Source organism: Burkholderia sp. E168m22, from assembly GCF_001319805.1.
In the GTDB taxonomy this organism is placed as follows: domain Bacteria; phylum Pseudomonadota; class Gammaproteobacteria; order Burkholderiales; family Burkholderiaceae; genus Burkholderia; species Burkholderia orbicola.
This window is the reverse complement of the sequence record NZ_BBSK01000029.1, coordinates 1-11,843: the sequence shown is the minus strand read 5'-3', so window position 1 is coordinate 11,843 and position 11,843 is coordinate 1. Positions and strand designations below refer to the sequence as shown.

The 11,843-nt window shown below is 65.0% G+C and carries 14 protein-coding genes; 2 read left to right on the top strand and 12 right to left on the bottom strand.

The window, feature by feature from the left end; translation table 11 throughout:
- Positions 1-177 precede the first annotated feature (177 nt).
- From hemP to AP428_RS08640, 3 genes are all read right to left on the bottom strand, one after another.
- A complete protein-coding gene (gene hemP, locus AP428_RS08650; protein ID WP_011549397.1) occupies positions 178-423 on the bottom strand; it encodes a hemin uptake protein HemP in 246 nt (81 codons plus the stop codon).
- A gap of 139 nt (positions 424-562) precedes the next feature.
- Positions 563-1,045 (bottom strand): SRPBCC family protein, encoded by a 483-nt coding sequence (locus AP428_RS08645; protein ID WP_054928000.1) that lies wholly within the window; start codon positions 1,043-1,045, stop codon positions 563-565.
- A 97-nt stretch (positions 1,046-1,142) separates the two neighbouring features.
- Positions 1,143-2,015 (bottom strand): pirin family protein, encoded by an 873-nt coding sequence (locus AP428_RS08640; RefSeq protein WP_054927999.1) that lies wholly within the window; start codon positions 2,013-2,015, stop codon positions 1,143-1,145.
- A gap of 121 nt (positions 2,016-2,136) precedes the next feature.
- Between AP428_RS08640 and AP428_RS08635 the strand changes: the two genes are divergently transcribed.
- Positions 2,137-3,111, top strand: a complete 975-nt coding sequence (locus tag AP428_RS08635; protein WP_011549399.1) for a LysR family transcriptional regulator — start codon at positions 2,137-2,139, stop codon at positions 3,109-3,111.
- Positions 3,112-3,495: 384 nt separating this feature from the next.
- Here the strand turns inward: AP428_RS08635 and AP428_RS08630 are convergent, their stop codons facing one another.
- The 9 genes from AP428_RS08630 to AP428_RS08590 form a co-directional block, all read right to left on the bottom strand.
- Positions 3,496-3,924, bottom strand: a complete 429-nt coding sequence (locus tag AP428_RS08630) for a biopolymer transporter ExbD (RefSeq protein ID WP_006478310.1) — start codon at positions 3,922-3,924, stop codon at positions 3,496-3,498.
- A gap of 13 nt (positions 3,925-3,937) precedes the next feature.
- On the bottom strand, positions 3,938-4,672 hold the full coding sequence (locus tag AP428_RS08625) for a MotA/TolQ/ExbB proton channel family protein (RefSeq protein ID WP_006483875.1): 735 nt from the start codon (positions 4,670-4,672) through the stop codon (positions 3,938-3,940).
- Between the two features lie 34 nt (positions 4,673-4,706).
- Complete coding sequence (locus tag AP428_RS08620) at positions 4,707-5,438, bottom strand: energy transducer TonB (RefSeq protein ID WP_006478312.1); 732 nt, start codon at positions 5,436-5,438, stop codon at positions 4,707-4,709.
- 218 nt (positions 5,439-5,656) lie between these two features.
- Positions 5,657-5,893, bottom strand: coding sequence for a bacterioferritin-associated ferredoxin (locus AP428_RS08615; RefSeq protein ID WP_006482749.1), 237 nt, complete (start codon positions 5,891-5,893; stop codon positions 5,657-5,659).
- A gap of 151 nt (positions 5,894-6,044) precedes the next feature.
- A complete protein-coding gene (gene murI, locus AP428_RS08610) occupies positions 6,045-6,902 on the bottom strand; it encodes a glutamate racemase (protein WP_012328879.1) in 858 nt (285 codons plus the stop codon).
- 34 nt (positions 6,903-6,936) lie between these two features.
- Complete coding sequence (bfr, locus tag AP428_RS08605; protein ID WP_006478315.1) at positions 6,937-7,413, bottom strand: bacterioferritin; 477 nt, start codon at positions 7,411-7,413, stop codon at positions 6,937-6,939.
- Positions 7,414-7,606: 193 nt separating this feature from the next.
- On the bottom strand, positions 7,607-9,130 hold the full coding sequence (locus AP428_RS08600) for a fumarate hydratase (protein WP_006478316.1): 1,524 nt from the start codon (positions 9,128-9,130) through the stop codon (positions 7,607-7,609).
- A 44-nt stretch (positions 9,131-9,174) separates the two neighbouring features.
- Entirely contained in the window at positions 9,175-9,759 is a 585-nt protein-coding gene (locus AP428_RS08595; RefSeq protein WP_011549403.1) for a TIGR00645 family protein, read from the bottom strand.
- A 112-nt stretch (positions 9,760-9,871) separates the two neighbouring features.
- On the bottom strand, positions 9,872-10,780 hold the full coding sequence (locus AP428_RS08590) for a DMT family transporter (protein ID WP_054927998.1): 909 nt from the start codon (positions 10,778-10,780) through the stop codon (positions 9,872-9,874).
- A 319-nt stretch (positions 10,781-11,099) separates the two neighbouring features.
- Here AP428_RS08590 and AP428_RS08585 point away from each other — a divergent pair.
- Positions 11,100-11,843, top strand: a 744-nt coding sequence (locus AP428_RS08585) for an AMP-binding protein (protein ID WP_156349310.1), incomplete at its 3' end; no start/stop codon positions are given.

The window sequence follows — 11,843 nt, the reverse complement described above, 5'->3', positions numbered from 1 at the left end:
ACGTCCTTCGACGTGTCGCTTTTTTCTTCCTTGTGCGAGAACCAAAAAAGTGGCTTGGCTTGCTGCAACGGCTGCTTGAGTGTGTTTGCACGAAGGGGTCTAGATCTCGCGTGCAAGCCGTTACGCTGGCTACTGCCCAACACCTCTCAGGGAGGTGGTCCCCACAATACTCGGTCGTTACTTCGTCAGGATCAGTTTGCCGAGCCGCGTGGCCCGCAACTGGTAAGTCTCTCCGTTATGCGCGATGCTGATGTGGCTATGGCCTTGCAGCAGCGTATCGCTGTTGACGACCCGCGTGCCTGCATCGCGGTTGCCGGCGGGTTTCGCCGGCGTGGTGACCGCTGCCGTCTTCTGACGGCTGCTGGCTGCGGTGCTGGTGGTGCGGCGCAGGGTCAGCGTGGTCGGGCGCATGGTGTCGGTCATTCGGTTTGATCGGTGACTGTCGATACGATGGAATGAATTCTAAATGATAACTATTCCCATTTACAAAAACTCTTTATCGATCGATAAGTCTGGTCTGATAGTTTGAATCAAAGCGGCGGCCCGCAGGCCGCCGCCGGGTTCAGTGCAGCGGATCGGGGTCCTTGCGACCTTGCGCGTACTCGCGGATCAGGCGAACGGTGTCGATATCCGACGTGCGGTACGCCTCCTTGACGATCCCGTGCGTCTGTCGCGCTTCTTCGCTGTCGTCCGTGACCGTCAGCGTCGTGCGGTACTTGAAACGCAGGAACAGTTGGCGGTCGTCGCGCTCCTCGATCGTCATCGTCAGCGAGCCGCCGATCTCGCCATCGGCCGCGCGGATGTCGTAGCGGACCTGCTGGTTCGGCGTGAACGTCACGTGGTCGCGCACGGTCGCGTGGCCGTAATGGAGTTCGCGTTCGAGCGTCGTGTCCGTCCGTTCGTGGATGACGCAGCTGTCGAGGCCGATCACGAACAGTTGCGGCTGTTCGGCACGCAATACGAGGCCTTCCCAGAGCTGGTCGCGGGTGAGGCTCGGCACGCCCGGTTCGTCGGAGTTGATCTGGATCAGGTGTTCGAAGTTCAAGGGGCGGGTTCCTTCTGGTGGCGGCTGGCCACATGGTTCAAGAACTTATTGTGACGCAAAACCATCGGCTTCGCGGCCCCTGTGACCCCGATCCGATTTACGCTTCGATGCGACCCATGCGACCGGTCTGGTAGTCGACGACGGCCTGCCGGATCTCTTCTTCGGTATTCATCACGAACGGGCCGTAGCGGACGATCGGCTCGTTGAGCGGCACGCCGCCGATCAGCAGCAGGTCGAGCGACGTGTCGCCGGCAGCGAACGTGACGGTGTCGCCATCGTCTCCGTAGACGATCATGTGCCGTGCGTCGACCGCCTGCCTGTCAGGCCCGTAGAGGCCCGTTCCGTCGATCGGATAGGCAAACACGCGATAACCGGCCGGCACGGGCTGTGTGACCGTTGCACCCGGCTCCAGCGTGAAGTGCTGGTAGAGAATCGGTGTGTGCGTTTCGATCGCGGCCTGTACGCCGAATGCTTCGCCGGCGATGACGCGCACGCGCGCGCGGCCGTCCGGCGACGTCGCAGTCGGAATGCGGTCGGCCGGGATCTCCTGGTAGCGCGGTGCGATCATCTTGTCGCGGCGCGGCAGGTTGACCCACAGCTGGAAGCCGTGGGAACGCCCGCCTGCCTCGGCGAATGCCGGATCAGGCATCTCGCTGTGCACGACGCCGGCGCCGGCCGTCATCCACTGCACGTCGCCGGGGCCGAGCGTGCCGGCATGGCCGGACGAGTCGCGATGGCGGAAGCGCCCGTCGAGCGCGTACGTCACGGTCTCGAAGCCGCGATGCGGATGGTCGGGCGCGCCCACGGCTTCGCCGGGGGCGTAGTCGACGGGGCCCATTTCATCGAGCAGCAGGAACGGATCGAAGTCCATCAGCAGCCGCGTCGGGAACGGACGGTGAACCACGAAACCGCCGCCTTCGGTGGTGCGAAGCGCGGGGTAGGTACGATCAAGCGAGCGAGCGGTCGTCATGGGAAGCCCTCGAAATCATCGGAATAGCGTTATTTTTGAAACATAGCGCTATTATATTGGGCGTTTTCCCGTCCGATTTGCGGCCGTTCGCAATGGATTGTTCTGAAATTGGAACGATGAGATGAATATCGATGCACATAACCTGAACGACCTGATGTACTTCTCGCAGGTCGTCGAACATGGCGGCTTCTCGGCCGCCGAGCGCGTGCTGGGCATCTCGAAATCGCGTCTGTCGCGACGCCTGACCGAGCTCGAGGCGGCGCTCGGCGTGCGCCTGCTGCAGCGTTCGACGCGCAAGCTCGCGCTGACCGAGGCAGGGGAGTTGTTCTACCAGCATTGCCAGGCGATGCTCGCCGAAGCGCAGGCCGCGATGAACGCGGTGCAGCAGTTGCGCGCGTCGCCACGCGGCTCGGTGCGCGTCAGCGTGCCGGTGACGCTGTCGCAGACGATGCTGTCGCGCATCCTGCCCGAATTCCTGCGCCGCTATCCCGAGGTGAAGGTGCATGTCCGCGTGACGAATCGCGTGATCGACCTGTTCGAGGATTCGATCGACGTCGCGTTGCGCGTGCGCTCCGAGCCGCCGCAGAACGCCAACATCGTCGTGCGGCCGCTGTGGCGCACCGAGCAGATGCTGGTGGGCGCGCCGAGCCTGCTGAGCCAGAATGCGCCGCCGCTGGCGCCGGACGACCTGACCGGCTTCGAGACGCTCGATACGCCGAGCGTCGACGGCCGGCACGTATTCAACCTGATCGCGCCGGATGGAACGCGCCACGTGCACGAGCATGATCCGCGGCTCGTGACGGCCGACCTGATGACGATCCGCGAGGCCGTGCTCGATGGCCTCGGCATCGCCGCGCTGCCGGAGATGATGTACGGCAACGCGCTGCGCGCGGGGCAACTGTCGCCCGTGATGCCGGGCTGGACGCTGCCGGTGCCGCAGCTGTACGCGGTGTTCGTGTCGCGGCAGGGGATGCCGCCCGCGGTCCGTGCGTTCGTCGATTACCTGGTCGAGAAGCTCGACCATGGCGCGTACAAGGAGCCGGGTTGCCCCGAGCGCGCGAAGCAGGAAGCGGTGGCCGATGTTTCGGCGACCTGAACACGGCGTGCACGACGACGCAAATTTGTTTTGTCATTGAAGCGTCGTCTGCAATCGCAAGTTTCAATCGCCGGAACCTTGAATGCGTGCGCGGGCGGGCCTATATTGAAATCCCATTTCGTGAAGGAAGTTCTGAGCGAAATCAGGTGGCCGCATATATTGTGAGCCAGATAGGGCAGAACGCGCAGTCCGTGCAGACCACGGCAGAGTCGCATTTGCGTTGCTCGAGGCGTAACCGATACCGCCAAAGAGCCCGCCGCCCGAAGGCGCCCGCGTGCGCATGAAAAAAGGCCTTCATCTGGCGATGAAGGCCTTTTACTTTGTGCACGGCCGGTTAGGTGCGGCCGGCTAGGTGCGCAGTTGCGACTGCGAGACGTATGCGCGTTACTTCGCTTTTGCACCCGGCTCCGTCACGAAGCCGAGCTTCGTCAGCCCGCCTGCCTGCGCATCCGACATCACTTCCGCGACGTGCTCGTACGCAACCTTGCGATCCGCGCGCAGATGCAGCTCCGGCTGCGGCGTGCGTTTCGCGGCTTCCGCGATGCGCGCCTGCAACTGTTCGCGCGTGACCGTGTGGTCGTCCCACAGGATCGTGCCGTCGCCCTGGATCGCGACGTCGACGGTCTGCGGCTTTTCGTCGACGGGCTGGCTGCTGGCGTGCGGCAGGTCGATCTTCACCGCATGCTGCATCGCCGGGATCGTCACGAGAAAAATGATCAGGAGTACGAGCATGACGTCGACGAGCGGCGTCATGTTGATCTCGCTCATCACGGCATCGTCGTCATCGTCGCTGAAACCGGTGTTCATGGCCATGGTTCACCTCGTCTCAGCTGGCGGCGCGCGATGCGAGACGCAGACCGTCGCGCGTCGACGACGACGCGAGGCTCGCACCCGTCACGAAGTACGCGTGCAGACCGTGCGCGAAGCGGCGGAGCTTGCTGACGACGCCCTTGTTCGCGCGGGTCAGCGCGTTGTAGCCGAGCACCGCGGGAATCGCGACGAACAGGCCGAAGGCCGTCATGATCAGCGATTCGCCGACCGGGCCCGCGACCTGGTCGATCGACGTCTGGCCGGTGGCACCGATCGCGAGCAGCGCGTGGTAGATGCCCCAGACCGTGCCGAACAGGCCGACGAACGGCGCCGTGCTGCCGACCGATGCGAGGATCGCGAGGCCGCTCTGCATACGCGAGATGCCTTCGTCCATCGTGTCCTTCAGGCAGCGCGTGACCCAGTCCGACACGTCCATGCGGTCGTGCAGGTGCGGTTGCGTCTGATGGTGGTGGTCGGCGGCTTCCTTGCCCGACAGCGCGAGCGCGAGGAACGGATTGTCGTTCGGCGTCGATGCGGCGAGGCCGAGCTTCTTGATGCCGTCGTCGAAATTGTCGGAATGCCAGAATGCCTGTTCGGCGTTCTTCGTGAGGCGGTTCAGGCGAATCACGTTCCAGCCCTTGATGACGATCACGATCCACGACAGGACCGACATCACGAGCAGCGTGATCGCAATGGCGCGCGTGACGAAATCACCTTGCGCCCAGACGTGCGCGATACCGTAGCTTTGCATTTTTGTTTCCTTTGAATCTTCCGGATGAGGCAGGTTAGTCGGTGAGCCCGAAGCTGTAGGGCTGTGTGCGGGCGGCGCGGATCGCCTGGCCGTTCTCGACGTACGGACGGCAGGTGGTCGAGCGCATCGCGTCGAGTGCGGCATCGTCGAGGCGCGGATAGCCGCTGCTCTTCTGCAGATCGATGCTTTCGATCTTGCCGGTCACGCCGACGACGAAGTGAACATAGGCGGTACCCGATTCGCCGCGGCGGCGCGACATCGACGGATAGTCGGGCTTCACGAAGTTGCATTGGAGCGTCGGCACGTTCTTCGGCGCGCTGACCTGCATCGTTTCGCGCGCCGGGCCCGGCGTGGCGGCCGGTGCCGCGGGAGCGGGCGCGGCGGGAGCAGGCGTTGGGTCGGCGGCAGGCGCGGGTGTGGGCGACGGGGCCGGCGAGGGCGCAACCGGCTGCGGGGTCGGCTTCGCCGCCTTCTGCACCGGCTTCGGCTCGACCTTGGGCTTCACGCGAGGCACGGGCTTCGGCGGCGCGGGCTGCGGGATCGACTCGGCCGCGACCTGCTGCGCGATCGGCGCCGGCGTGATGAGCTGTGCGGTGATCGTCTGGACCTCGACCGATTTCGGCGGCGGCGCGTTGCGATGGAGCCACGCGGCCGTCAGCATGATCGCGTGTGCGGCAAGCACACCGACCGCGACGACGATCACTCGGGGATTCATACGTGGTGCAGCCGGCATGGCGCCGGCAGGAGCGAGATGCGAAGCCTGCATGTTAGCTTGAAAGAACGACGTCGCACCCGGGGCGCGGCGGGTGAATCGGCATCACTTGCGGAAGATCAGCAGCGAGATGCAAACGGTGGTTACGAATCCGATCAGCAATTCCATCACAGGCTCCTTGACAGGTAAGCCGTTGGCTCGCGCGGACGGTGGCTTGCTGACGGTCAAAACAAAAAATGCGGCCTGGGCCGCATGCGCACGCTCGGCGCCGCTCAGGCCGCCTTGCGGTCGTAGAACGTGACCGGGATCGGATGAGCATGATGCTCGACACCGCACCGGCTCGCGCAGACGCCTTGTTCGGCCATGAGGTCGCGTACGGACTCCTCGCACTTGCCGCAGCACGTGGCCACGCCGAGCTCGAACTGGAGTTCATCGAAAGAGTTCACGCCCTCGGCGAGGGACGCGCGAATCTTGCGATCGGAAACAGACTTGCACACGCAGACGATCATGATGAGTTGCGATAGCTAACGTTAATGCGAATTATTATCATTAATTTTGCGGACGTTGACAAGCCTGGGTCGGGCTTTTTTTAAGGTCATCAGACCCTTGAAACGGCGGGAGCGGGGAAGCTGGGGTGGGGAGCCGGCGCGCCGGCCCGTGTCAGGCAGTCGCGCAGGCGCGCGCGTTCGGCGAGGAAATGGTGACGGATTCGACCGGGGCGTCGAGGCCGAGCAGCGTGGACGCGAGCGCGTGCAGTTGCAGGCCGTCGCTCGTCGAGCAGAAGCGCGGCGGCGCGGCATGCGTGCCGGCCGGCGCGCGCAGCCCGCGTTCGTCGAGCACCCGCGCGAGCTGGCGGGCGATGGCATCGCTCGTGTCGACGATCGTCAGGCGCTCGCCAACAAGGTCACGAATCGTTTCTGTGAAGAACGGGTAATGCGTGCAGCCGAGTACCAGCGTATCGGCACCGTCGTCGAGCATCGGCTGGATGTAACGTTCGAGCAACGCGCGCAACGCGGGCGAGTTCGTGTCGCCGCGTTCGATCGCTTCGACGAGCCCGTGGCCGGGTTGGCAGATGAAGCGGCGGCCGGCGCCGTAGCGGTCGAGCAGCGCCTGGAAGCGCGGGCTGTTCAACGTCGATTGCGTGGCGAGGACGCCCGCGACGCCGGTCGCGGACAGTGCGGCGGCCGGCTTGATGCCCGGCTCGACGCCGACGAGCGGGATCGACAGGCGTTCGCGGATGGCCGCGATCGCCCGTGCCGTTGCCGTGTTGCACGCGATGACGAGCGCTTTCGCGCCTTCGCGGGCGAGCCACTCGCCGATGGCCAGCGTGCGTTCCGTGATGAAGGCCTCGTCGCGTGGGCCATATGGCGCGTGGTGCGAGTCGGCGACGTAGACGAACGATTCGTCCGGCAGGTGCGCGCGTGCGGCGCGCAGCACCGACAGGCCGCCGAGCCCCGAGTCGAAGATGCCGACAGGGGCGGCGGCGCGCGGCGCGGTAGCGTGGGACGGGTTCGTCATCGTCAGGCGGGCGGCGGGCTGGCGGGCAGGGCGATTACTCGGCCGAACCCATCATCGTCTGCTGATAGTTCTGCAGACCGACCTTGCCGATCAGGTCGATCTGCGTTTCGAGCCAGTCGATGTGCTCTTCGGTGTCGTCGAGGATCTTCTCGAAGATCTCGCGCGACACGTAGTCGCGCACCGATTCGCAGTAGGCGATCGCTTCCTTGCAGGTGGACTGCGAGATCTGCTCGAGCTTCAGGTCGCACTTCAGGATCTCTTCGGTTTCCTCGCCGACGAGCAGCTTGTGCAGGTCCTGCAGGTTCGGCAGGCCGTCGAGCATGAACACGCGCTCGATCAGCCAGTCGGCGTGCTTCATTTCGCCGATCGACTCGTCGTATTCGTGCTTGCCGAGCTTGTCGAGGCCCCAGTGCTTGTACATGCGCGCATGCAGGAAGTACTGGTTGATCGCCGTGAGTTCATTCTTCAGTTGGGCGTTCAGATATTCGATGACTTTCTTGTCGCCTTGCATGGCTGTTCCTTGTTCAGTGGGGCTTCAGAAACCGAACGATAATCGCTCGAACGAGAAAAGCCAAGCCTCGAAGCCTTGTCGGGCCTGCCTTTTGCGTGTAATGAGAATCAGCCTTGAATAACCGGCCGCGCACAATAATGAGAATGAGAAGTAAAAAGGCCGGACTCCTGTCCGGCCTTTCGTTCGATCGCGTTTAAGCGGTGGCGACCGGGATCTTGCCGATCTTCGCCTGCCATTCCTTCGGACCCGTCTGGTGCACCGACGTGCCCGACGAATCGACGGCGACCGTCACCGGCATGTCCTGCACGTCGAACTCGTAGATCGCTTCCATGCCGAGGTCTTCGAACGCGAGCACCTTCGCGCCGCGGATCGCCTTCGATACGAGGTAGGCCGCGCCGCCGACCGCCATCAGGTAGGCCGCCTTGTGCTTCTTGATCGCGTCGATCGCGACTGGGCCGCGTTCGGCCTTGCCGACCATCGAGATCAGACCCGTCTGAGCGAGCATCGTCTCGGTGAACTTGTCCATGCGCGTGGCCGTCGTCGGGCCGGCCGGGCCGACCACTTCGTCGCGCACCGGATCGACCGGGCCGACGTAGTAGATCACGCGGTTCGTGAAATCGACCGGCAGCTTCTCGCCCTTCGCGAGCATGTCGGCGATGCGCTTGTGCGCGGCGTCGCGGCCGGTGAGCATCTTGCCCGACAGCAGCAGCGTCTGGCCCGGCGTCCAGCTTGCGACTTCTTCCGGCGTCAGCGTGTTCAGGTCCACGCGCTTGCTGGTTTCCGTGTTCGGTTCCCACTGCACCTTCGGCCAGGCGTCGAGCGACGGCGCTTCCAGCTTGGCCGGGCCCGACCCGTCGAGCACGAAGTGCGCGTGGCGCGTGGCCGCGCAGTTCGGGATCAGCGCGACCGGCTTCGACGCCGCGTGCGTCGGCGCCGCCATGATCTTCACGTCCAGCACGGTCGCGAGGCCGCCGAGGCCCTGCGCGCCGATGCCGAGCGCGTTGACCTTCTCGTGCAGTTCCACGCGCAGTTCCTCGACCCAGTCCTTCGGGCCGCGCGCGATGATTTCCTGGATGTCGATCGGCTCCATCAGCGATTCCTTCGCCATCAGCATCGCCTTCTCGGCGGTGCCGCCGATGCCGATCCCGAGCATGCCCGGCGGGCACCAGCCGGCGCCCATCGTCGGGACCGTCTTCAGCACCCAGTCGACGATCGAATCGGACGGGTTCAGCATCACGAACTTCGACTTGTTCTCCGAGCCGCCGCCCTTCGCCGCGACCTGCACGTCGACCTTGTCGCCCGGCACGATCTCGTAGTGGATCACGGCCGGCGTGTTGTCCTTCGTGTTCTTGCGGGCGCCTTCCGGCGGATTGACGATCGACGCGCGCAGCACGTTGTCCGGGTGCGTGTAACCGCGGCGCACGCCTTCGTTGATCATGTCGGTGAGGCCCATCGTCGCGCCGTCCCAGCGCACGTCCATGCCGACCTTCACGAAGATCGTCACGATGCCGGTGTCCTGGCAGATCGGGCGCTTGCCTTCCGCGCACATGCGGCTGTTCGTGAGGATCTGCGCGATCGCGTCCTTCGCCGCCGGGCTCTCTTCCAGCTCGTACGCGCGGCCAAGGGCCTGGATGTAGTCGAGCGGGTGGTAGTAGCTGATGTACTGCAGCGAATCCGCGATGCTCTGGATCAGGTCTTCCTGTTTGATGACGGTCATGGCTGAGACTCTGTGGGGACAGTGGGGAAGGGTTTGCCGACGGTTCAGGCCGCCGGTCGGGACGCCGCGGGCGCGTGCGCCTCGTGGAAATGGGCCGGGTGCGTGTGCGTCGTCAGGCGATCGACCCACGCCATCACGAGCGCCGACACGAGGAACGACACGTGGATGATTACCTGCCACATGATCGCGTGCGTCGTGTGCTGGTCGGGGTTGATGAAGGTCTTCAGCAGGTGGATCGACGAAATGCTGATCAGCGCCATCGACAGCTTGACCTTCAGCACGCCCGCGTTCACGTGGTCGAGCCACTCGGGCTCGTCGGGGTGGCCCTCGATGCCGAGCCGCGACACGAACGTTTCATACCCGCCGACGATCACCATGATCAGCAGGTTCGAGATCATCACCACGTCGATCAGGCCGAGCACCGCGAGCATCACGCTGATTTCGTCGAGGCCGGTCGCATGCGACAGCAGGTGCCAGACTTCCTTCAGGAACAGGAACACGTAGACGCCCTGCGCGACGATCAGGCCGAGGTAAAGCGGGACCTGGAGCCAGCGGCTCATGAAAATCAGCGCGGGAAGGGGGCGAAGCGGGCGGCGGCCGGGATGGCCGGACGAATGCGGGGCGGACATGTCGGGGTACGGGCGCGGTGCGCAGGTATCGGGGGTAATCTTGAAAAGGCGCGCTATTGTAACGCGTCGGCCGGCGCCGCTGCAGCGACGCGCCGGCACTGCCGGGGACGGATCAGGAAGCGGCCGCCGGCACGCGTTTCACGCGCAGGCTCGCGAGCACGATGCCGGTGACGACACACGCGAGCGCGATGCCGTGCGCGAGCGTCGGGCGCTCGCCGAGGAACGCGATGCCGTACGCGGCCGCGGCGATCGGCAGTACCGCGCTGAACACGCCGGCGAGGCTGCCTGGTACGTGCCGGATGCCCTTCATCCACAGCCAGAACGAGAAGATGCTGGCCGACAGCCCGTACCAGACGACGAGCGCCCAGGTGCCGGCCGGCACGCTCGTGTAATCGAAGCGCCACAGCGCGGTTGCGCCGAGCGGCAGCATCAGGAACAGGCCGAACAGGTGGGTGTACGCGCAGATGTCGATCGGCGCGAGCGTTTGCGTGAGCCGGCGCGACAGGATCACGTAGATCGATTCGCAGCACACCGCGCCGAGGATCAGCAGGTTGCCCGCCAGCGAGCCGGACGCGTCACCCTGCGCGCCGTGGTCGGCCGCGCCGCCGTTGGCGAGGTTGATCGTCACGACGCCGACGATCGCGAGCGCGATCGACACGAGTGCACGGCCGTTCGGTTTTTCACGCAGGATCAGCCACGCGAACAGCGCGACGATCGCCGGGATCGTGCTCGTGATGACGCCCGCGGCCACCGCGCTCGTGCGCTGCACGCCGTTGAGCATCAGCAGCGTGAACATGAAGGTGCCGAAGAACGCCTGCAGGAACAGGTTCAGCCATTCGCCGCGCTTGACCGCGCGCATCTTCACGGGGCTGAACAGCGGCCACAGCACGGCGATCGCGATCACGAAGCGCAGCGTGGCGAGGATGGCGACGGGAACGAATACAACGATGGATTTACCGATACCGACATTGCTGCCGACGAACAGCATCGACAGGATGAGGAAGAGGGCGTAGCGATTCAAGCTGGAGTCCGGAAGGCGAGTTCAGTTAGGATTGTAGGGTCGCGGTTGTAACAGCGTAAAGCCGCCCTCGATGCGCGCCGCCCGGCGCACGACACGGCCATGCCGCGTAAGTGACGGGTAAGTTGGAGCGCTTATCGTGGAAACTGCCGGGCTGCGAGTCACGTTCGCGTGATGTGGTGCGGTGCAGCATCGTGCGCAGGCCTTCGCGGTCGCGTGCAGGTGGTGGGAGACAGCGGCGCGCAGGCGCCGGCCAGGACGACGCGCGGCGCGCACGATCGCGCCGCCATGCAGAGGATTCATGTTCACCAAGGGGTAGTCGATGTCTGCGATTGAATCGGTTCTTCACGAAACCCGTCAGTTCGCGCCGCCCGCGGCGCTCGAGAAGACGGCGACCATTTCCGGCATGCCGGCCTACCGCGCGCTCGTCGCCGAGGCCGAGCAGGATTACGAAGGCTTCTGGGCGCGTCTCGCGCGCGAAGGCCTCACGTGGCACAAGCCGTTCACCAAGGTGCTCGACGAGCGCAACGCGCCGTTCTACACATGGTTCGACGACGGCGAGCTGAACGCGTCGTACAACTGCCTCGACCGCCACGTCGAAGCCGGCAACGGCGAGCGCGTCGCGGTGATCTTCGAGGCCGACGACGGCACCGTCACCCGCGTCACCTATGCGGACCTGCTCGCGCGCGTGTCGCGCTTCGCCAATGCGCTGAAGAAACGCGGGATCGGCAAGGGTGACCGCGTCGTCATCTACATTCCGATGTCGATCGAAGGCATCGTCGCGATGCAGGCCTGCGCGCGCATCGGCGCGACGCACTCGGTCGTGTTCGGCGGCTTCTCCGCGAAATCGCTGAACGAGCGGCTTGTCGACGTCGGCGCGGTCGCGCTGATCACCGCCGACGAACAGGCGCGTGGCGGCAAGACGCTGCCGCTCAAGAGCATCGCCGACGAGGCGATCGCGCTGGGCGGCTGCGAAGCGGTGAAGAGCGTGATCGTCTATCGACGCACCGGCGGCCAGATCGACTGGCATGCGGAGCGCGACCTGTGGATGCACGAGTTGGTGGAT